General features: G+C 59.1%; 18 protein-coding genes. 2 read left to right on the top strand and 16 right to left on the bottom strand.

The features are described from left to right. Positions 1–2: 2 nt before the first annotated feature. The 8 genes from ispG to AC1DU8_RS09085 form a co-directional block, all read right to left on the bottom strand. Entirely contained in the window at positions 3–1,280 is a 1,278-nt protein-coding gene (gene ispG / locus AC1DU8_RS09120) for a flavodoxin-dependent (E)-4-hydroxy-3-methylbut-2-enyl-diphosphate synthase (RefSeq protein WP_477726658.1), read from the bottom strand. Continuing rightward, on the bottom strand, positions 1,280–2,290 hold the full coding sequence (locus tag AC1DU8_RS09115) for a RodZ domain-containing protein (RefSeq protein ID WP_477665911.1): 1,011 nt from the start codon (positions 2,288–2,290) through the stop codon (positions 1,280–1,282). Before AC1DU8_RS09115 ends, ispG begins: the two co-directional genes overlap by 1 nt. Then, positions 2,283–3,092 (bottom strand): type IV pilus biogenesis/stability protein PilW, encoded by an 810-nt coding sequence (pilW, locus tag AC1DU8_RS09110; RefSeq protein ID WP_457280670.1) that lies wholly within the window; start codon positions 3,090–3,092, stop codon positions 2,283–2,285. The genes AC1DU8_RS09115 and pilW overlap by 8 nt, the downstream gene beginning before the upstream one ends. Further along, positions 3,089–4,237 (bottom strand): dual-specificity RNA methyltransferase RlmN, encoded by a 1,149-nt coding sequence (gene rlmN, locus AC1DU8_RS09105; protein WP_457280669.1) that lies wholly within the window; start codon positions 4,235–4,237, stop codon positions 3,089–3,091. The genes pilW and rlmN overlap by 4 nt, the downstream gene beginning before the upstream one ends. A 79-nt stretch (positions 4,238–4,316) precedes the next feature. After that, a complete protein-coding gene (ndk, locus tag AC1DU8_RS09100) occupies positions 4,317–4,742 on the bottom strand; it encodes a nucleoside-diphosphate kinase (protein WP_457280668.1) in 426 nt (141 codons plus the stop codon). 125 nt (positions 4,743–4,867) lie between these two features. After that, on the bottom strand, positions 4,868–6,478 hold the full coding sequence (locus AC1DU8_RS09095; RefSeq protein ID WP_457280667.1) for a pseudouridine synthase: 1,611 nt from the start codon (positions 6,476–6,478) through the stop codon (positions 4,868–4,870). Between the two features lie 3 nt (positions 6,479–6,481). Next, complete coding sequence (scpB, locus tag AC1DU8_RS09090; RefSeq protein ID WP_477702475.1) at positions 6,482–7,270, bottom strand: SMC-Scp complex subunit ScpB; 789 nt, start codon at positions 7,268–7,270, stop codon at positions 6,482–6,484. Positions 7,271–7,394: 124 nt separating this feature from the next. Beyond that, positions 7,395–8,429 carry an RluA family pseudouridine synthase gene (locus AC1DU8_RS09085; RefSeq protein ID WP_457280665.1) on the bottom strand — a complete coding sequence of 345 codons (1,035 nt, stop codon included), beginning with the start codon at positions 8,427–8,429 and terminating at the stop codon, positions 7,395–7,397. 17 nt (positions 8,430–8,446) lie between these two features. Here AC1DU8_RS09085 and AC1DU8_RS09080 point away from each other — a divergent pair, with 17 nt between their 5' ends. Next, entirely contained in the window at positions 8,447–9,271 is an 825-nt protein-coding gene (locus tag AC1DU8_RS09080; protein ID WP_457280664.1) for an outer membrane protein assembly factor BamD, read from the top strand. Here AC1DU8_RS09080 and AC1DU8_RS09075 read toward each other — a convergent pair. Together AC1DU8_RS09075 and AC1DU8_RS09070 are read right to left on the bottom strand one after the other, a co-directional pair. Next, complete coding sequence (locus AC1DU8_RS09075) at positions 9,234–11,240, bottom strand: ATP-dependent DNA helicase (RefSeq protein WP_477702474.1); 2,007 nt, start codon at positions 11,238–11,240, stop codon at positions 9,234–9,236. The two genes, AC1DU8_RS09080 and AC1DU8_RS09075, sit on opposite strands and share 38 nt — an antisense overlap. Beyond that, positions 11,240–11,443: a DUF465 domain-containing protein gene (locus AC1DU8_RS09070; protein ID WP_457280662.1), complete on the bottom strand. Its 204-nt coding sequence runs from the start codon at positions 11,441–11,443 to the stop codon at positions 11,240–11,242. Before AC1DU8_RS09070 ends, AC1DU8_RS09075 begins: the two co-directional genes overlap by 1 nt. Before the next feature lie 82 nt (positions 11,444–11,525). On the opposite strand from AC1DU8_RS09070, the gene AC1DU8_RS09065 reads away from it, so the two are divergent. Further along, on the top strand, positions 11,526–12,311 hold the full coding sequence (locus tag AC1DU8_RS09065) for a PP2C family protein-serine/threonine phosphatase (protein ID WP_457280983.1): 786 nt from the start codon (positions 11,526–11,528) through the stop codon (positions 12,309–12,311). Here AC1DU8_RS09065 and AC1DU8_RS09060 read toward each other — a convergent pair. The 6 genes from AC1DU8_RS09060 to AC1DU8_RS09035 are packed head-to-tail and all read right to left on the bottom strand — an operon-like array spanning position 12,300 to position 20,209. Continuing rightward, positions 12,300–12,959 (bottom strand): hypothetical protein, encoded by a 660-nt coding sequence (locus tag AC1DU8_RS09060; protein WP_457280661.1) that lies wholly within the window; start codon positions 12,957–12,959, stop codon positions 12,300–12,302. The genes AC1DU8_RS09065 and AC1DU8_RS09060 overlap by 12 nt on opposite strands. Continuing rightward, positions 12,956–14,059, bottom strand: coding sequence for a cell division protein ZapE (gene zapE / locus AC1DU8_RS09055; protein WP_457280660.1), 1,104 nt, complete (start codon positions 14,057–14,059; stop codon positions 12,956–12,958). Before zapE ends, AC1DU8_RS09060 begins: the two co-directional genes overlap by 4 nt. 19 nt (positions 14,060–14,078) lie before the next feature. Then, positions 14,079–15,506, bottom strand: a complete 1,428-nt coding sequence (gene lpdA, locus AC1DU8_RS09050; protein ID WP_457280659.1) for a dihydrolipoyl dehydrogenase — start codon at positions 15,504–15,506, stop codon at positions 14,079–14,081. A 6-nt stretch (positions 15,507–15,512) separates the two neighbouring features. Further along, the gene (locus AC1DU8_RS09045; RefSeq protein WP_457280658.1) at positions 15,513–15,986 is read right to left on the bottom strand and encodes a hypothetical protein; all 474 of its coding nucleotides are present in this window, start codon (positions 15,984–15,986) and stop codon (positions 15,513–15,515) included. An 8-nt stretch (positions 15,987–15,994) separates the two neighbouring features. Next, positions 15,995–17,263: a 2-oxoglutarate dehydrogenase complex dihydrolipoyllysine-residue succinyltransferase gene (odhB, locus tag AC1DU8_RS09040; protein WP_457280657.1), complete on the bottom strand. Its 1,269-nt coding sequence runs from the start codon at positions 17,261–17,263 to the stop codon at positions 15,995–15,997. Positions 17,264–17,320: 57 nt separating this feature from the next. Beyond that, entirely contained in the window at positions 17,321–20,209 is a 2,889-nt protein-coding gene (locus AC1DU8_RS09035; protein ID WP_457280656.1) for a 2-oxoglutarate dehydrogenase E1 component, read from the bottom strand. Positions 20,210–20,343: the final 134 nt, after the last annotated feature.

The following is a 20,343-nucleotide window of genomic DNA, read 5'->3' as shown; positions in this document are numbered from 1 at the left end:
TGTTACGCAGCTTCAGCGACGGTGTGCGTGCCAAAGCGTTTTTCAATGTAGTTTTCAACAATGACCTGGAATTCCTGCGCAATGTTGTCGCCACGCAAGGTCAGTCTTTTTTCACCATCAATAAACACCGGTGCGGCCGGCGCCTCGCCGGAGCCGGGCAGGCTGATGCCGATATCGGCATGTTTGCTTTCACCCGGTCCATTGACGATACAGCCCATGACGGCGACCTTGAGCCCTTCGACGCCGGGATATTGTTCGCGCCAGACAGGCATCTGAGCACGCAGAAAATCGTCAATTTGCTTGGCCAGCTCCTGGAAGGTCGTACTGGTGGTACGTCCGCAACCTGGGCATGCCGTCACACTGGGCACAAAGGTCCGCAAACCAAGCGCCTGGAGAATCTCTGACGCAATAACCACTTCCTGGGTGCGGGCCTCACCCGGCTGGGGTGTTAGGGAAACGCGAATGGTATCGCCAATGCCTTCTTGCAGCAGGATCGATAACGCCGTGGCAGAAGCCACCGTGCCCTTGGTGGCCATACCGGCTTCCGTCAGCCCCAGGTGAAGCACGTGATTTGTGCGCCGGGCCAATTCTCGATAGACCGAAATCAGGTCCTGAACACCGCTTACCTTGCAGGAAAGGATGATCTGGTGACGAGGCATTCCCATTTCTTCAGCGCGCCGGGCGGAATCGATCGCGGACGTAATCAATGCTTCATACATGACTTGCCTGGCATCCCAAGGGACTGCACGCGCACTGTTCTCATCCATCAAGCTGGCCAGCAGTTCCTGATCAAGGCTGCCCCAGTTCACACCGATACGCACTGGTTTTTTCCAGCGCATGGCAACCTCTATCATTTGGCCAAACTGCCGGTCACGTTTGTCGCCCTTGCCAACATTTCCAGGATTGATGCGGTATTTGGACAACGCCTCCGCGCAAGCGGGGTAATCCGTCAACAACCTATGGCCGTTGTAATGAAAGTCCCCTATCAGTGGAACGTCGATCCCCATCCGATCGAGTTGCTCACGCACATGCGGAACAGCCTGCGCCGCTTCCGGCGTGTTGACGGTGATGCGAACCATCTCGGAACCCGCCAACGCCAGTTCCTTGACTTGAATCGCGGTACCAATGGCATCCACCGTGTCGGTATTGGTCATGGACTGGACGCGCACCGGCGCATCACCGCCGACGGTCAAAATACGGCCGCCCCATGACACCTGTGACTGGAGAGAGCGCCGCGCTTTGGGAAAAGCGGACTCGATCGGGAGGCAACCCTTCGTCATTATTTCACCTCAAATCGGGCAACATTGTCCCTGGCCACGCTGCTCAGATCAAAAGCCTGACCGCGCACCTGCACTTGCGTCACATCTGCCTTACCCACCACGGCGGCCAGTGGCAACGCCCCGGACGCCCCAGCGACCTCTCCGGCGGTCAGAGTACGGCGCAGCACAACCGTTCCCTTGGCATCCGTCACCTCCACCCAGGACTCGCCTCTGGCGCGAAAAGTCACGATACCCGCCGGTGCCGCTGGCGATACAGGTGCAGCAACACCACTTGCCACTGGCACCGGAGCAGGCTGAACGGCCGGACCAGGTAGAGAGGTAGTTGTCGTCACAACAGGGCCGGCAGAAGAGCCGGCAACCGTGGCAGCACCGGTGCCTGAAAAAGTCTCATGACTCTGCTCTGTGGGAAAAACAGGCTTGGCGTCGTTTACCAATCCTCCGCCCGTCATCGCCACAGCTGCGGGCAGCGGTTTGGCGGCCTCGGCACCGCCAGCTTGCATCTCGCTATCACTCTGACCCTTCGTGGCATCCGGCTTGATGACTGGCAGGAAAATCAATACCAGAGCACCAAGCAACAACGCCAGGCCAGCCAGCACTGCAGGCTTCGAAACCTGGGTCCACACAGCAGGCCGGGGGCCTTCCCCTGGCGAGCGAAACGGTGCATTGATGCCAGCACCTTGGTATATCAGCTTGGGGGCGCTGGTTTGAGGCAAGCGTTCAAGCACAGGGGCCGCATCCAGTTTCAGGCTACGGCACACGCTGGAAGCCAGGGCCCGAACAAAAACAGCATCCGGCAGCAAGTCAAAGCGATCCAGCTCCAGCGCTTCGAGTTTTTTTACCGGAACCTTCAAAGATACTGCGAGGGCCGCGATATGTATGCCTGCAGCCTCTCTTGCCTCACGAAGCAGTGTGCCTGCCGTGGGCTCGAAGTCAGTACCCCGGTCAACGCCAGACGCAGCCATTCCAGATATGGCCTCCCCAGCCGATGCAACAACGTCAGCGTCACTCATTGAACGCCCCTTTGTCATAAGCAGCAGCCTCCCGGGACTGCGCAAAACGCTTTTTTAGCTGATCACCGAGCTGCCGTACCGTATCCCGGTTGTTTAATTTACGCTCGATTTTGATGCCTAGCCACAGGGTTTCAGCATTTGCAAGATCACTGTTGTTCAGTCGTCGTATGTAAAACTGCGCCCGAGTTAGATCGCCACGATCGTTCAAAAGACTAGCCAGGTTGTAACCAGTAACAGGATTTCCTGCATCCAATTCATAAGACTGCAGGAGGCTTTGCTCGGCTTCTGCATGCTGTCCAGCACGAACCTGACAAACCCCCTGCGCCATCAGCGTTTTGGCCTTGCCTGCGTATGTTGGGTTCGCCACGGCCTGGGCAAAGAACCGAGAAGACTCGTTATAGCGTCCTTGCTGGCACATCAACCATCCATAGTTATGCGCAACATCCGCATCGCGGGGATTCAATGCAAGAGCCCTGCGAAAACTATCCTCAGCCAGAGGAATATCGTTAAGACGCATGTACACCAGTCCGCGCAGGTTGTAGGCCTCCGCAAAAGTTGGATCCGTGGTCAGCGACTGCTTGATTTCGTCGAGAGCCACATTGGTTTGCCCCTGTTCGAAGTAGCCCGAAGCCAATTCAAGCCGAAGACGCGCACGCCTGCGCTGATCAGGCTCGTCTGATTCCGTAATAATGTCAGTGCGGTTGCCCGGAGACCCTGGAGCGCCTGCGTGATTGGCGCATCCTGCGAGCAATACTGCCAGCCAGCAGGCTGGAACCCAGATCATATTGGCGCGAAATCTCATGTACCCATCCCTTTGGCCACTACGACCTTGATTCCCCCGAGCATACCTTGCCGCTGCGCCGCCATGCGCTGATCCACACCTGTGCGGTCCTGTACATCGCCAGCCAGTTGCCCGCAAGCTGCATCGATATCGTCCCCCCGGGTTTTTCTGACGGTTGTCACAATACCCGCATCCATCAGGATTTTCGCAAATGCCATCACCTGCGGCATGTCAGAACGCTTCAACCCCGAAGCCGGAAATGGATTAAAGGGAATCAGGTTGAATTTGCAGGAGAGCCCTTGCGCTGCCTGGGCCCGAACCAGCGATACGAGCTGACGCGCATGCTCTGGCTGGTCGTTCACACCATCGAGCATGCAATACTCAAACGTGATGAAGTCCCGGGGTGCCGATGACTGATAGCGGGTACAAGCCGCAAGCAGTTCGGCTATGGGGTATTTTTTATTCAAAGGCACAAGGTTGTCGCGCAGCCCATCTTCCGGTGCATGCAGCGATACAGCCAAGGCTACCGGGCAGTCCCCGGCCAACCGATCAATCATGGGCACAACGCCCGATGTCGATACCGTCACCCGTCGGCGTGATAGGCCATAACCATGGTCGTCAAGCATGACCTTCAGGGCTGGCAGGAGCTGCGAGTAGTTCTGCAGGGGCTCACCCATGCCCATCATGACGACGTTGGAAATCACCCGTTCATCCCTGCCTAGATGCTGCCGCAGGAAATGCTCGGCAAACCATAGCTGGGAAACGATCTCTCCCGTGGTCAGGTTACGGCTGAAACCCTGATGACCCGTGGAGCAGAACCGGCAACCAACAGCACAACCGGCCTGCGAGGAAATGCACAATGTTCCTCGGTCGGTTTCGGGAATAAAAACAGTTTCAATGATATCGCCTGCACCGACATCAAATAACCATTTGATAGTGCCATCGGCGGAATCGTGCCGGGAAACCACCGTGGGGCTTACGACCTGAGCTGATCCTGCCAGCTTGTCGCGCAGGGATTTTGCCAAATCCGTCATTTGCCCGAAATCTGCAACCCCTTTTTGGTGGATCCAGCGGAAAAGCTGTGTGGCGCGAAAACGCTTTTCACCAAGCTGCCCACAAAAGGCCGCCAAACCATCCAGATCGTAGTCAAGAAGGTTGGCAGTCATCGCAGTAGAGAACCGACTGAACTGCCCCAAGCAAGCGACGGCCCTGGCTGGGTGTAGCAAAGCATGGGGCGAGACATAGTTAACGCGAGTAAACGTTCATGCCGGGAAAGAAGAAAGCAATTTCCACCTTGGCCGTTTCAGCGGCATCCGAACCATGGACGGCATTGGCATCAATGCTGTCTGCGAAATCCGCACGAATGGTGCCGGCGGCAGCCTTCTTCGGATCGGTAGCTCCCATCAGATCACGGTTTTTCAGGATGGCGCCCTCACCTTCCAGCGCCTGGATCATGACGGGACCGGAAATCATGAAGGAAACCAGGTCCTTGAAGAATGGGCGCTCTTTGTGCACCGCATAAAAAGCCTCAGCCTCGCCTTGCGACAAGTGAGCCATCCTGGCGGCCACAATCTTCAAGCCAGCAGCTTCAAAACGCGCATAGATTTGCCCAATGACGTTTTTCGCCACGGCGTCGGGTTTGATGATGGAGAGAGTGCGCTCGATTGCCATGAGATTTCCTTAACTTAAATTTTTTGGAGTCGTAAATTATTCAAAAATTTGAATAAAGCCCATGATTTTAACCTGTAGGCGTATTGGCTCAAATCAACCTTGCGGTTTGAGGTGCCTCTGCGGGGTCATCGATTTCCGCCACGGCTCCCACCGCCGCGATTGCCGCCCCCCCGGTTTCCACCACCGGCACCGCCGCGGCGCGGTCCACCGGTACCGTTTCCGCCCGTACCACCGCCCCCGCGACGCTGCTGACCCTGGCCTTGCCCCTGTCGCTGCCGGGTAAAAGTGTCCGCACCGATATAACCAAATGAGGTTTTCATCGGATCGGGCTGCGCTCCTCCGGCAGCTTTGTCACCACGGTCATCCCGCCGTTTTTGTCCCTGTACTCCATTGCCGTTGCCTTGCGGCTGGCCGGTCCGGAAACCACCACCCGGATTGCCGCCCTGGTTGCGCCCCTTGCCACCGCGGCGCCGGTTTCCACGGGATGCAGAATCGTTAAGATTCAGCGGCGGTTGCAACTCATGTGGATCATGAATCTCCTGATCGTCCCCCGATCCGCCTTGTACCGGCGCTTGAGATGCTTCGCTGTTTGGCGCTGACGGCCGTCCGCGGTCCCCGCGCTGCCGTTCGTTTCGGCGCGGTCCCCGTCTCGGTGGCTCACCCCCCTCCCCATGAATGCCGGCTCCCTGCGCCCCCTCAAGCACTGCGCGAGATTCAGAACGGGTCAAAGCGTTTGTCAGGGCCCAAATATCGCGCTCATCAAGCTCGACAAACGCGCCACGCTTAAGGCCGCGCGGGAGAACCATGGCCCCATAGCGGATGCGAATAAGGCGACTGACAGCGTGCCCCACTGCCTCAAACATCCGTCTGACCTCGCGGTTACGCCCCTCGGAAATGGTGACCTTGTACCAGCAGTTAGCGCCTTCCCCCCCTCCGGCTTCAATGGAGCTGAACTGGGCCATGCCGTCATCCAGGTTCACACCTTCGAGCAGACGTTTTTTCTCTTCGTTACTGAGCGCACCGAGCACACGGACAGCGTACTCACGCTCCAGGCCGAAACGCGGATGCATCAGCTTGTTGGCCAATTCACCCGAACTGGTCAGCAGCAGAAGGCCCTCCGTATTCAAGTCGAGGCGACCGACCGATTGCCACTTTCCCTGGAACAGCTTGGGTAAACGGCGAAAAACGGTCGGACGGTTTTGCGGGTCATCATGCGTGACCACCTCTCCGGTGGGCTTGTGATAGGCAATCACCCTCGGCGGCGGCGGGTCGATACGCACCCGGATTGGCTTGCCATTGACTTTGACCGTATCGCCAAACTGGATGCGTTGTCCTATATGGGCAGGCTCAGCGTTGACCGAGATTCGCCCCTCCAGAATCAGTTGCTCCATCTCCAGCCGTGAACCCAGCCCCGCCTGGGCAAGCACTTTGTGCAACTTGGGGGTTTCGGGCTGGGGCGCGAGCACTCGCTTGGGCAATGCCAAGGCAACGTCTTCCTCATCAGCATCGAATTGCCCCGTCACGACATCCTCAAACCGGATGGCACCCGGGGCTGGGGCGTTGCGGCCGGCTGAAGGCCGCGGCGCTGGAGCACGGATGGCTTGCGCGGGGCCGGACTCGGAGCGTGCTATTGCTTCCGGCAAATCTTGCAAGGCTTGCTCCTCTATGAGCACCTTGTCCTGCGGCTCACGAGGTGTGTCCGCAGATTCGGAAGCAGGAGGGTCTTGTTGGGTCATGATTTACATTCGGGTGGGCTCATCGCCACCGGTCTCATTGCTCTCAAGAGGCTCGGTATCACTGTCGCCAGCGACCTCTGATTGCGTGTACAGAGTTGGCGCCTCGGCGATCTCACCAATCTCAAACTCTTCAACCGTGCCTGACACGGGCTCCAGCACAGCAGGCTCCAGCACAGCAGGCTCAAGCCGCTCAACATCTGTACCATCCGCGTCCGCCTCCGGCTTGCCCGCAAGTTCAGAGATGCCAAACTCAATCTGCTCGAGCATCGGAAGCTGATTCGGGCTGTCGTCCATCACGGGAAGCTGGTCCAGCGACTCGACCCCAAGGTCGTCAAGAAACTGCCGGGTGGTGGCATAAAGTGCCGGCCGGCCGACAGTTTCCCGATGGCCGATCACCTCCACCCACCCGCGGTCTTCGAGCTGCTTGAGGATCATGCTGTTGATCGTGACTCCCCGGATGTCCTCCATGTCACCGCGCGTCACCGGCTGACGATACGCAATGATGGCCAAGGTTTCCAGTGTGGCACGGCTATAACGCGGGGGTTTTTCGGGGTGCAGCCGGTCCAGATATTCACGCATCTGCGGCCTGCTTTGAAAGCGCCATCCCGTCGCCACGTGAACAAGTTCCACGCCACGACCAGACCAATCGCTTTGCAACTCCTCAAGCACCAGCTTGAGGCTGTCCGCAGTCAATACCCCGTTAAACAGAACTCCCATTTCGCGCAGGGGCAATGGTTGCTGCGCGCAAATAAGTGCTGTTTCGAGGACGCGTTTTGCATCCGTCGTATTCATGATTGTGGTCGTTCCGAAAAAAAGCGGAAAAAAAGGCCGGGAAAACGTGGGTTCGGCGCTTGGCGCGCAGGGCACCCAATACGCAATCTCCTGATCAGGATGCCATGGTGCAGGTAGCTGAAAACTACTGGATTTGATTGTATATCAGGCCCAAACCGGAAATAGCGGCCTGAAGGTCGGCCGGAGGGTCCGACCGGAATTCCATCACTTTGCCAGTCACCGGATGCTCGAATGCCAGCCGGCACGCATGCAGCGCCTGACGGCCAAGCCCAGGAGCAGGAGCCCCCCCGTACAACTCGTCGGATACCAGGGGATGGCCAATGAAGGCCATATGGACCCGGATTTGGTGCGTGCGACCGGTGTGCAGCTTGCATTTGACCAGGCAGTGCTCACCGGCACTTTGAAGCAGCGACACCATAGTGGATGCCGACTTCCCGGCATTCTTTTCCAAGTCCACCACGGCCATCCGCAAACGGTTGCGTGGATCCCGCCCAATGGCAGCTTCTACCTGCCGGGTTTTCCCGCCCAGCCAGGCACCGTGGGCCAGTGCGACATATTCCCGGCTCACGTCGCGGGCGGCGATCAGGCCGACCAACTGGTCCATCACCGTCCGCTGCCGGGCGACCACCATCAAACCGCTGGTGTCTTTATCAAGGCGGTGAACAATGCCGGCGCGTGGCAGGAAGACGGCCTGCGGATCATGCGCGAGCAAGCCGTTCAACAAGGTCCCGCTCCAGTTGCCGGGCGCCGGATGCACAACCAGCCCGGCAGGTTTGTTGATCACCATCAGGTAAGCGTCCTCGAACACGATGTCCAGTGCCATCGCTTCAGGCCTGAATGCCTGGCTTTGCGGCGTTGGACGCAACTCAATGGCGAGTTCATCACCAGCCTTGACCTTCGTGGATGTCTTGGTGACTGTAGAGCCCCCGAGTTTCACCATGCCTGAGTCGATCAACTGCTGAAGATACGTGCGCGAGAACTCGGGCACAATGGCGGCCAACGCGCGGTCGAGACGGCTGCCATGGCTTTCGACCGGGACAGCTACCTGCCGCAACTCCACCTCGACAGCCGTATCGCCCTCCTCCAGCGCCTCATCGGGAACCTCCTCAGGCGCAGTAGCGCCCGATATAATCAATTTGCTTTGTTCTGAATCAGTCATCAAGAAGGTCGATTGCAATGTTTTCCACCAAATTATCGGTTGTTCCCAATGCAATGCCGCTTTTTGCAGCCGTTTGCGCTTTATCTTTTGTGATTGCCGGATGCTCGAGCACCCCTGCGCCCGACAAGACGGCCACATGGAGCCCCAACAAGATTTACGCCGAAGCAAAGGATGAGGCCAGCGGCGGGGCCTATGACAAGGCGATCCCGTTGTACGAAAAACTGGAAGGCCGTGCTGCAGGTACCCCCCTCGCCCAGCAAGCGCAGCTTGAGAAAGCTTATGCCCAGTACAAGGGAGGAGAACAAGCCCAGGCCATCGCGACATTGGACCGGTTTATGAGACTGCATCCGGCCAGCCCGGCCCTGGACTATGCGCTGTACCTCAAAGGCCTGGTGAACTTCAATGACAATCTCGGCATTTTCGGGTTTATCTCCCGTCAGGACTTGTCCGAAAGGGACCAAAAAGCAGCCAAGGAATCCTTTGAGTCATTCAGGGATCTTGTGACTCGCTTTCCAGAGTCAAAATACTCGCCGGATGCCCGTCTGCGGATGAGCTATATCGTGAACTCGCTGGCCCAATCCGAAGTGCATGTCGCGCGGTACTATTACTCAAGGGGTGCCTACGTGGCGGCAATCAACCGTGCGCAGAGTGCAATCGCCGACTACCGCGATGTACCCGCATTGGAAGAGGCTACCTTCATTCTTTATAAGTCCTACGAAGCGCTGGGTATGGTTGAATTGCGTGACGATACCCGCCGTATCCTCGAAAAGAGCTACCCGCAAAGCGAATACTTAAGCAAGGGATTCAAGTCGGGAGACAATCCTTGGTACAAGTTCTGGTAAGAGCTTCCAGCCGGTCGAACAGCTCCTCCTCGGATGCCAACCGCCGCATCGGCGGAAGAGCTCTCAGCAAACGCCGCCCATAACCCATGGTTGCCAGGCGGCTGTCGCACACCACCAACACCCCCTGGTCACTTTCTCGGCGTATCAGACGCCCGGCACCCTGCTTGAGAGCCACCGCCGCCTCGGGCAGAAAATAGTCGTTAAAAGCACTGCGTCCTTGTGATTCGAGGAGCTTTGAGCGCGCCTCTGCCAGCGGGTCGTTCGGAGGAGGAAAAGGCAGCTTGTCAATGACAACCAGTTGAAGCGCGTCGCCAGGCACGTCAATGCCCTCCCAAAATGACGCCGAAGCCACCAGCACGCAGCCTTTGCCGCCTTTGGCATTGCCTTCTCGGAAGCGTTCAATCAGCACACGCTTGGGCATGGCCCCCTGAACCAGCACCTCCATGTCCGGCGAATTCAGAAAAACCTCTCTGAGTGCATCACCAATGGTGCGCAAAGCCCGCAGTGTGGTCGTCAAAACCATAGTGCGCCCCCCGAGACGTCTCGACCATCTGGCTGCAGCTTCGGCGACTTTCATGGTGTGCGCGGGGTCTCCCGGTTTGGGGAACACCCCAGGCACATATAACGCCGCCTGCCTCTCGTAATCAAAAGGACTTCCTACCCGCAAGACCTCGGCATCCTCCAGCCCGCAAGGCTTGGTAAACCAGCTGAGCTTGTCGTCATCTCCCAGTGTGGCAGAAGTGAATATCCATGACTTTGCCGAGCCGGCGGAAGCGCCCAGCACTTTGCTTTTCACCGCCTTCGAAATATCCAGCGGCGATTCGACCAGCCGGAGCTGGGTTCCCACGTCAGCCCAGCGCACGCAGCCCGCCTCGCATGCCTGAACGAAGCGCTGGGCGCGTTCCGCCAGCTCCTCGGCACGCTCATGGAGGCGAACGAAATCAGGCGCGATTTCACTGACCGTATCCAGGGCGGCAGAAGCCTGCTCGCAAGACGTGTGAATGACTTGCAACGCACTGGTCCACTCAGCCGCATTCAACCCCTCCGGAGACTCACCCACCCATCGCAGTTTGGTGCCTGGGTACTGTTTCCCGGCACACAGACGCAGCTCGCGCGCAGCGTGCTCGACGGTCGACACCACCTCCTGCCAGTCCACCAGCCCGCGGGCCAGCTGCAGGCCAGTTGCCAGCATGTCCCTTGCAAAATCAAGAAGCTGGCCCGTGGTCAGGTTTGTTCCCAGAAATTGCACACCGGTCTCGTTGAGCTGGTGCGCTTCATCGAAGATGGCGATGCGCACGGAAGGCAGCAACTCAGCGACGCCGGATTCGCGCACCGCCAGATCGGCAAAGAACAGGTGGTGGTTGATCACCACCACGTCGGCAGCCATGGCCTCCCTGCGGGCCAGGTTCACATGACAGGCCCGAAAACGCGGACAGGTGGCGCCCAGGCAGTTTTCACGCGTGGAGGTCACCAGAGGAATCATCGGCGAACGTTCGTCCAGCCCCGGGAGTTCGGCCAGGTCGCCGGTGCGCGTGAGCTTGGACCATTCTTCAATTTTGGCCAGGGCGCGCACGGAAACGCCGTCGGGCAAATAAGCCTCCTGACGCGCCATTTCCATGCGGTGCAGACACAGGTAGCTGGCCCGCCCCTTGAGAAGCGCCGTGCTGACCGGAAGACCCAGCGCCTCCACCAGGCGCGGCAAATCACGACCGAAAAGCTGGTCTTGCAAGGCCTTGGTCGCCGTCGACAACAACACACGCTCGCCGCTCAGCAAAGCGGGGACCAGGTAGGAAAAAGTTTTACCGACGCCGGTGCTGGCCTCGACCACCAAGGGGTATGCACCCTCAATGGCACGCGCCACGGCCAGGGCCATTTCGGTCTGGCCGCTGCGAGGCACAAAATGCTCAGCGGCACGCGACAGGACGCCTCCCGGCGCGAAGGCCTCTTCGACTTCAATCGCAAGGGTCATCAAGCAGGCTCTGGGGGATCCAGCGACAGCTCAAGCTGTGCAATCTGGTCACGAAGCTGCAAACGCCGCTTTTTGAGGCGCCTGAGCAACAACTCGTCAATGGGAAAGGCGTGCGCGGTCAGGTCCACCAGCGCATTGAGATCGGCGTGCTCCATTTTGAGTTCGATCAGCTGGCGTTCCGGGGAATGTAGATTTAAGTCCAAGGTTTTTATCCGTACACGCTGCTTCGCTTGATAATACGTCGATTGCGACCATAAATCGAGCTCGCGCTTGAACGACCACACAATGTCCAAAGGTTATCGAATCACAGCGTCCACCGGTATCCATAAAGGCGATCGGGACTACCAGCAGGATCAGGTCAACCTGTTCAGTCACTCACGCATTCCCGGCTGCATGCTGGGTATCGTGGCGGACGGTATGGGAGGCCGTAGCGGGGGGCGCAAAGCCTCCGATCAGGTCATGTTGACGGCCAAGCAGCTTTTTGAACGTTATGCCCCGGAAACGGACGATGCGCCTGCGATGCTCAAGCAGGTCATTGAAGAGGCCCATATCGTCATCAAATTGACTGCGATCTCGGCTGAGCAGGAACCGCACAGCACGCTGGCGGCATTTCTGATCAACCCGGGTGGGGACTGTCACTGGGTACATACCGGAGACTCCAGGATCTACCATTACCAGGGCAGCAAGCTGGTACACAGGACGGTGGACCATTCGTATGTGCAGACTCTGGTGGACAAAGGCGAGATTACTGAGGAAGAAGCCAATGTTCATCCGCAGTCAAACATCCTGATGGGTTGCCTGGGTACGGAAGATGCGCCACCTATTACCCACCATTTCATCCCGCAACTCCGGCCTGAAGACGTCCTGCTGGCTTGCAGCGATGGGGTCTGGCACTATTTCAGCACCAGTGAAATGGGCTCAGCCCTGTCCATGCTGTCACCCCGTGAAGCCACTGAATTCCTGATTCAGAAAGCACGTTCCCGCGCGCGAGGCGGCGGTGACAATCTCTCGCTGGTGATTGTCAAACTCGAGCCTTTGGCCGCTGAGCCACCGGCCCGCTTAGTCGGGTAAGGGTAAGGACTTCGCTGGCGGCTTGGTCTGCTTCAGACGATCTCTTTCATGCTGGGCTTTGCGCTCCAGCGCCTCCTTTTGGCGGTCGTTGAATTTTTTAGCCTCTTCCGCTGCAACAGCCTGCTTTTCGCTTCTGGACTGGGATTTTTCCTGACCGCTTTTTAATCTGGCAGCGTTCGCGTCACTACTACCTTGCTCACCTGCCTTGGCCGCCGCACGGTCTTCGGTTTTCTTTTTTTCCCGCTCAAGACGAGACTGGGAGTCTTCCAGAGCCTTCGCCCGACGATCCGCGGCTTCCTGCTGTTTCTCCGGTGACGATTTTTCTTCCGTTTTACGGATCTGCTCCGCACCCTTGATGCGGCGTTCCTCGTCATTGAGCGACAGCTCTTGCCGGCGAAGGTCTGCCATGGCTTCGCGCCGCCGGTCATTGACTTTTCCCAGGCAGCTGTTGACGGCAAACCGGTCGTAGCAGGCTGCATCCTCAGCCAAAAATCCTGCTTCCAGCCTGTTGCGTTCGGCGCTGATTCTCGTCCGCTCGGCATCAATGCTTCGCATCTGGTCAGCGGGTGCAGCCGTCTCGACCGTGGACTGCGCATTCGCGAGCACGCTTAAAGCGATGAGAAAACAGGCGGTAACCAGATGCTTCATGTGAGTGTTGTATCCACGTTTCTGCGTTCAAGCGCCAGGAATTCCTTTGACTGCATTTCGTTGAGCCGGGAAACCGTACGGGGGAATTCGTGTACCAGCGGCCCCTCGGTGTACAACGCCTCAGGAGCGACTTCTGCCGACATGATCAACTTGACCCGGCGGTCATACAGCACATCCACCAGCCAGGTAAACCGCCGTGCCTCCGACGCCATACGCACCGGCATATGCGGTACATCGCTTAGCAGCACGGTATGAAACTGCGTGGCTATTTCCAGGTAATCGTTTTGCGAACGCGGACCACCGCACAGCGTCTTGAAGTCAAACCAGACGACCCCCCCCGCCTTGCGCCTGGCCTGGATTTGCCTGGACTCAATCTGCAATACCGGGTTCTCATCCTGAGACTCTGCCAGCGCATTAAAAGTTTCAGTCATTTCAGCATCGGCCTGAAGGCCTAGCGGGGTGTGATAGAGCTTCGCCTGGGCTAACGTGCGCCCGCGGTAGTCCGTCCCGTTGTCAACACTGATGACCTCCAGCTTGGCCTTCAGGAGTTCAATGGCCGGGAGAACACGGTCGCGATGCATGCCATTCGGATACAGCTCGTCCGGCAGAAAGTTGGAAGTTGTGACAAAGCCGACTCCATTGTCAAACAGCGCCGACAACAGACGATGAAGAATCATCGCGTCGGTGATGTCCGCCACATGAAACTCGTCAAAACAGATGAGCCGGTATCGCTTCGCAATGCGCCGGCCCAGCTCATCCAGCGGATTCGCCGTACCCTGAAGGTCCTGCAACTCCCGGTGCACCTCGCGCATGAACTCGTGAAAGTGCAGCCGTACCTTGCGCCTGAGCGGGACAGCCCCGAAAAAGCAGTCCATCAAGAAACTTTTTCCCCTGCCAACGCCTCCGTGCATGTACACGCCACGAGGGATATCAGGCCGGTTTATCAGCTTCTTGATGGCATTGGAGCGCTGCTCCTTGAACGCCGCCCACTCAGAGGCGCAACGCTCAAGCGCTTCGACTGCCCGCAACTGGGCAGGATCGCTTTGATAGCCCCGCGCCGCAAGTTCGGCGTCGTACGCCGAGCGCACCGGTTGATTCACCGACTTCTTGCCTGCGTGCTCAGAAGTTCAAGGTGCGCTTGTCGACTGCCAGCGCGGCTTCCTTGGTCGCTTCGCTAAGGGACGGATGGGCATGGCAGATGCGGGCAATGTCTTCACTGCTGGCCCGGAATTCCATGGCCACCACACATTCGGCGATCAGTTCGCTGGCCATCGGACCGACGATGTGCACGCCGAGAATTTCATCCGTCGCGGCATCGGCCAGCATCTTCACCATGCCAGTCGTGTCACCCAGCGCGCGTGCGCGGCCATTGGCCATGAACGGGAAAGTCCCTGCCTTGTATGCCCGGCCGGCAGCCTTGAGCTGCTCTTCGGTCTGGCCCACCCAGGCGATTTCAGGGTTGGTGTAGATCACCCAGGGAATCGTGTTGAAGTTGACGTGACCATGCTGCCCAGCAATGCGCTCGGCAACCGCAACGCCCTCTTCCTCGGCCTTGTGCGCCAGCATGGGGCCGCGTACCACGTCGCCGATAGCCCAGACATTGGGCAGGCTGGTTTTGCATTCCTCATCCACCACCACGGCGCCGCGCTCGTCGAGCTTCAGGCCAACGGCTTCAGGGTTCAGGCCCTGGGTGTTGGCTACCCGGCCAATGGAGATGATGAGCTTGTCCACTTCCAGGGTCTGGGCTTCGCCCTTGGCATCGGTATAGGCAACACTCACACCTTTCTTGCCGCTCTTGATCTCGCCGACCTTCACGCCGAGCGCGATTTTCAGACCCTGCTTGTCGAATGCTTTCTTTGCTTCCTTGGCGATCTGCTGATCGACTGCGCCCAGGAACGTCGGCAGGCCTTCCAGTACCGTCACGTCTGCACCCAGGCGGCGCCAGACCGAGCCCATTTCCAGGCCGATCACGCCGGAGCCGATCAGGCCCAGCTTCTTGGGCACGGCGCCGATGCGCAGTGCGCCGTCATTCGACAGGATGTTTTCCTCGTCAAATGGTGCCCCCGGGAGAGCGCGGGCGTTGGAACCCGTGGCCACGATGATGTGCTTGCCGGAGATGGTTTCCTCAGCGGCACCGGCGACCTTGACGTCATAGAGGCCGTCTTTTGCAGCGACAAAGGAGCCGCGGCCGTGAAAAAAGGTGACCTTGTTCTTCTTGAACAGGTAGACGATGCCGTCGTTGTTCTGCTTGACGACCGTGTCCTTGCGGGCAAGCATCTTCGTGACATCCAGGCCGAGGCCTTTGACCTCGATGCCATGATCGGCAAAGTGGTGGCTGGCGTGGTCGAAATGTTCGGACGATTGCAGCAGCGCCTTGGACGGAATGCAGCCCACGTTGGTGCAGGTGCCACCCAGGGCCGGGCCACCTTTGGCGTTCTTCCATTCGTCGATACAGGCGACGTTGAAACCCAGTTGGGCGGCGCGAATCGCGGCAATGTAACCGCCGGGGCCGCCACCGATGACGATGACGTCGAATTGTTTAGACATGTTTCTTTATTCCTTCTTGAGTTCAAACGCCCCCGCATGGAGGACGATTCCAAATACACCGGTGCGCGCCTGCAGGCTTTCCTGCTGGGGACCATCGCGGCCAATTTTCACGGTCGTTCCGGGCGTGGTCTTGCAGACAAACAAATGTCTGGCATCGAGGCATTCAATCCCGCCGGCGGCATGCAGCGCGGCCCAGCCAAAGCCCTCGTACTCCTCCGCGAGAAAGCGGCGCAGGAATACGGTTTCCGTAGGGGTCCGCACATCGGCAATGGTCCATCGCGCCAGGTCCGACTGGTATGTTTCAACCAGCTTCCCCGGGTCAGCATCCGGCGCCTTCGCCAATACCAGCCGGGACTCCGCCTGCGAAACACTGACCCATTGCAGCCCGTAGTAACCGCTCCAGTTGTCGCCAGCCGGCGCAGCAGCCGCAGCCAGACCCACGCTCAACGTGCAGGCCAGGCAGGCGACGAGGCGGCGCATCGACAGCCTTAGATGTCGAACAACAGGCGTGCAGGATCTTCCAGCGCTTCTTTCATCGCCACCAGGCCCAGCACAGCTTCACGACCGTCGACGATGCGGTGGTCATAGCTCATTGCCAGGTAGTTCATCGGACGGACCACGATCTGGCCGTTTTCGACCACGGCACGGTCCTTGGTCGCATGCACGCCCAGGATCGCCGACTGCGGCGGGTTGATGATGGGCGTGGACAACATGGAGCCGAAAACACCGCCATTGGAGATCGAGAAAGTACCGCCGGACATTTCTTCAATGCCCAGCTTGCCGTCGCGTGCCTTGGCACCGTATTCGGCAATCTTCTTCTCGATGTCGGCAAAGCTCATCTGGTCTGCATTGCGCAGAATGGGCACCACCAGGCCGCGCGGGGAACCGACGGCGATGCCGATGTCGAAGTAGCCGTGGTAAACGATGTCATTGCCGTCAACCGATGCGTTGAGCACGGGATACTTCTTCAACGCATGCACAGCGGCCTTGACGAAGAAGCTCATGAAGCCGATCTTCACACCGTGTTCTTTTTCAAACTTCTCCTGGAAGCGCTTGCGCATTTCCATCACCGGCGCCATGTTCACTTCATTGAACGTGGTCAGGATGGCGTTGGTGGCCTGCGATTGCAGCAGGCGCTCGGCGATACGCGCGCGCAGGCGGCTCATGGGCACGCGCTGCTCGGGACGGTCACCCAGATCGGAAGGTTTGGCGGAAGCAGCAACCTGCGGCAAGGCCGCAGTAGGCACGCCTGTGGGAATGGCAACAGCAGCGGCCGGCTTGGCACCGCCAGCAGCCGCACCGAGGACGTCGCCCTTGGTAACGCGGCCATCCTTGCCGGTTCCAGGCACCGAACCAGCGGCAAGGTTGTTGTCGGCCATCAGCTTGGCTGCAGCCGGCATGGGAACGCCAGCCATGGAGCCACCGGCTGCGGGTGCAGGCGCGGAGACAACAGCAGCGGCAGGTGCTGCAGCGGCCGCCGCCGGAGCGGCTGCAGGAGCAGCGGCACCCGCTTTGCCTTCGGTGTCGATCCGGGCAATCACCTGATCTGACACCACCGTGCCGCCGTCCGCGACGACCAGCTCGGTCAGCACGCCGGCGGAAGGCGCCGGCACTTCCAGCACCACCTTGTCGGTTTCGATCTCAATCAGGATTTCATCCACCGCGATTGCATCACCGACTTTTTTCTTCCACTGCAGCATGGTGGCCTCGGCCACGGACTCGGACAACTGGGGGACTTTGACTTCTACGATAGCCATGTTGATTCTTTCGGGTTCGTTCTTGTATTCGTGTTCTTGGTTCGGGAAGGGGCGACCTTACTTGGTCAGCACAAAGCCCTTGAGCTTGGCAAACGCGCCGTCCACCAGCGCCTTTTGCTGCTCCTGGTGCAGGTGCGAATAACCCACAGCCGGTGATGCCGAAGCAGCACGGCCGGAATAGCCCAGTTTTTGACCTTCGAACATGTTCTCGTGGATGTAGTGCTGCACAAAGAACCAGGCACCCTGATTTTGTGGCTCGTCCTGGCACCACACGATGTCGGTGGCGTTCGGGTACTTTTTCAGCTCGGCCGCAAAAGCCTTGTGCGGGAACGGATAAAGCTGCTCAACACGAATAATGGCCGTATCGTCAATGCCCTTTTCTTCACGCTTCTTGGCCAGGTCGTAATACACCTTGCCCGAGCACGCGATGATGCGCTTGACCTTGTCTGCCTTCTTGTTGATGTCATCCTTGGTCTCGGGGATGATGGTCTGGAACCCACCCTTGGTGAATTCGGACAGCGGCGAGGTGGCGTCCTTGTTACGCAGCAGCGACTTGGGCGTCATGATGACCAGCGGCTTGCGCAGGTTGCGCACCATCTGGCGGCGCAGCACGTGGAAGATCTGGCTGGCGGTCGTCGGTTGCACCACCTGCATGTTGGTATCCGCCGACAGCTGCATGAAACGCTCCAGGCGTGCCGAGCTGTGCTCCGGGCCCTGGCCTTCATAGCCGTGCGGCAGCATCAGGGTGATGCCATTGACGCGGCCCCACTTGACTTCGCCCGAGGCGATGAACTGGTCGATCACGACCTGCGCGCCGTTGGCGAAGTCGCCGAACTGGGCTTCCCAGATCACCAGCGTGTTCGGGTCGTTCGATGCATAGCCGTATTCAAACGCCAGCACCGCCTCTTCAGACAGGATGGAGTCGATGACAACGAACGGAGCCTGGTTGTCGGCCACGTTCTGCAGCGGCACATAGGTACCGGTGTCGAACTTTTCGCGATTCTGGTCGTGAATGACGGCATGGCGGTGCGTGAACGTGCCGCGTCCGCAATCTTCGCCCGACAGGCGCACCGGGTAGCCACTTGCCACCAGTGAGGCAAACGCCATGTGCTCGCCCATGCCCCAGTCCACAGGGACGTCGCCGCGGCCCATGGCTGCGCGGTCGTCATACACCTTCTTGACCAGCTGATGCGGCGTCACGGTCGCGGGGATGGCCGTGATCTTGTCGGCAAGGCGCTTCCACTCGGCCATCGGGATGGCGGTGTCGCCGGCATCGGTCCACTTCTTGCCCAGGTAAGGCACCCAGTCAACCGCATACTTGCTCTTGAAGTTGGTGAGAACCGGATCAAACGTGCTCTTGCCGGCATCCAGCGCGGCGCGCGTGGCCTTGACCATGTCGTCGCCCAGGGTGTCGCCCATGCCCTGCGCCGTCAGTTTGTCGGCGTACAGGCGGCGGGTGCCGGGGTGCTGTGCAATTTTCTTGTACATCAGCGGCTGGGTCAGCGCTGGCGTGTCCTGCTCGTTGTGGCCCAGCTTGCGGAAGCAGATGATGTCGACCACGACATCCTTCTGGAACTCCATGCGGAACTCGAGGGCCAGCTGGGTAGCCAGCACCACGGCTTCCGGGTCGTCGCCATTGACGTGCAGCACCGGCGCTTCAATCATCTTGACGACGTCGGAGCAGTACAGCGTCGAGCGACTGTCGCGCGGGTCGCTGGTGGTGAAACCGATCTGGTTGTTGATGACGATGTGCACCGTGCCGCCGGTGAAATAGCCACGGGTTTCGGCCAGCGCCAGCGTTTCCATCACAACGCCCTGCCCTGCAAAAGCGGCATCACCGTGCACCAGCACCGGCAGCACCTGCAGGCCTTTGGGGTCGGCACGGCGATCCATGCGGGCGCGCACCGAGCCTTCAACCACGGGGTTGACGATTTCCAGGTGAGAGGGATTGAAAGCCAAAGTCAGGTGGACCGGGCCGCCAGGGGTGGTCACGTCGGAGCTGAAGCCCTGGTGGTACTTGACGTCGCCGCTGGGCAGGTCTTCAGGTGCGGTGTGGTCGAATTCGGCGAACAGGTCGGCGGGGACTTTGCCCAGGGAATTGACCAGCACATTCAGGCGGCCGCGGTGGGCCATGCCGATCACTATTTCCTGCACGCCCTTGATACCGCCCTGCTGGATCAGCTCGTCCATGCAGGCGATGAAGCTCTCGCCGCCTTCGAGCGAGAAGCGCTTCTGGCCGACGTACTTGGTGTGCAGGAAACGCTCCAGGCCTTCGGCTGCAGTCAGCCGGTCCAGGATGTGGAGCTTCTTTTCCTTGGTGAAATTGGGTTTGCTGCGAATCGATTCGAGCTTTTGCTGCCACCAGCGCTTGTGGTTCTGGTCGGTCGCGTACATGTACTCGGCGCCAATCGTGCCGCAGTAGGTTTCGCGCAGCGCGTTCATGAGCTCGCGCAGGCTCATGGTGTCTTTGCCGAAGAACGTGTTGCTGGTGTTGAACACGGTTTCCTGGTCGGCGTCGCTGAAACCGTAGAAAGACGGCTCGAGTTCGGGAATTTTGTCGCGTTCGGCACGCTTGAGCGGGTCCAGGTCGGCCCAGCGTGCGCCGACGTTGCGGTAGGCGGCGATCAACTGCTGGACGGCCGTGCGCTTGCGGCCCATTTCGGAGTCGGCGCCGCTGGCGACCACAACTTTGGTCTGGCCCTGCTTGGCGCGCTCGGCAAAGGCGTTGACGACCGGCAGGTGTGGAACGTCCTTGGCATTGCTGCCGTCGACGGCGGGAACGTGCTGGAGTGCGTCGAAATACTCGCGCCAGTTGTCGGGCACGCTGCCGGGGTTGGCAAGGTAGTTTTCGTACATCTCTTCGACATAGGGCGCGTTGCCGCCGAAGAGATAAGTGTTGCCTTGATAGGCAGAATAGACAGACGACGCTGCCGGGTTGGAACTCATATCCGCTGACCTCCGTTTCCCTTTGGGAAACATTAGCTGGTTAAAGCTTGTTAATTAACCTTCCGCAACACGGCTGGACCGATTAGCGGATGCGACTGTGGCAGGAAGGGCCTTCAGAAACAACCCAGATTGTG

The organism is Polaromonas sp. P3_A5 (assembly GCF_056403055.1).
The sequence above is the reverse complement of the archived record's forward strand: the minus strand, read 5'-3'. Positions and strand labels throughout refer to the sequence as shown.

Excerpts from the sequence above, each read along its gene's own strand:
- ispG (WP_477726658.1), bottom strand. The coding sequence starts at position 1,280 with ATGACGAAGGGTTGCCTCCCGATCGAGTCCGCTTTTCCCAAAGCGCGG.
- AC1DU8_RS09115 (WP_477665911.1), bottom strand. The coding sequence starts at position 2,290 with ATGAGTGACGCTGACGTTGTTGCATCGGCTGGGGAGGCCATATCTGGA.
- pilW (WP_457280670.1), bottom strand. The coding sequence starts at position 3,092 with ATGAGATTTCGCGCCAATATGATCTGGGTTCCAGCCTGCTGGCTGGCA.
- rlmN (WP_457280669.1), bottom strand. The coding sequence starts at position 4,237 with ATGACTGCCAACCTTCTTGACTACGATCTGGATGGTTTGGCGGCCTTT.
- ndk (WP_457280668.1), bottom strand. The coding sequence starts at position 4,742 with ATGGCAATCGAGCGCACTCTCTCCATCATCAAACCCGACGCCGTGGCG.
- AC1DU8_RS09095 (WP_457280667.1), bottom strand. The coding sequence starts at position 6,478 with ATGACCCAACAAGACCCTCCTGCTTCCGAATCTGCGGACACACCTCGT.
- scpB (WP_477702475.1), bottom strand. The coding sequence starts at position 7,270 with ATGAATACGACGGATGCAAAACGCGTCCTCGAAACAGCACTTATTTGC.
- AC1DU8_RS09085 (WP_457280665.1), bottom strand. The coding sequence starts at position 8,429 with ATGACTGATTCAGAACAAAGCAAATTGATTATATCGGGCGCTACTGCG.
- AC1DU8_RS09080 (WP_457280664.1), top strand. The coding sequence starts at position 8,447 with ATGTTTTCCACCAAATTATCGGTTGTTCCCAATGCAATGCCGCTTTTT.
- AC1DU8_RS09075 (WP_477702474.1), bottom strand. The coding sequence starts at position 11,240 with ATGACCCTTGCGATTGAAGTCGAAGAGGCCTTCGCGCCGGGAGGCGTC.
- AC1DU8_RS09065 (WP_457280983.1), top strand. The coding sequence starts at position 11,526 with ATGTCCAAAGGTTATCGAATCACAGCGTCCACCGGTATCCATAAAGGC.
- AC1DU8_RS09060 (WP_457280661.1), bottom strand. The coding sequence starts at position 12,959 with ATGAAGCATCTGGTTACCGCCTGTTTTCTCATCGCTTTAAGCGTGCTC.
- lpdA (WP_457280659.1), bottom strand. The coding sequence starts at position 15,506 with ATGTCTAAACAATTCGACGTCATCGTCATCGGTGGCGGCCCCGGCGGT.
- AC1DU8_RS09045 (WP_457280658.1), bottom strand. The coding sequence starts at position 15,986 with ATGCGCCGCCTCGTCGCCTGCCTGGCCTGCACGTTGAGCGTGGGTCTG.
- odhB (WP_457280657.1), bottom strand. The coding sequence starts at position 17,263 with ATGGCTATCGTAGAAGTCAAAGTCCCCCAGTTGTCCGAGTCCGTGGCC.
- AC1DU8_RS09035 (WP_457280656.1), bottom strand. The coding sequence starts at position 20,209 with ATGAGTTCCAACCCGGCAGCGTCGTCTGTCTATTCTGCCTATCAAGGC.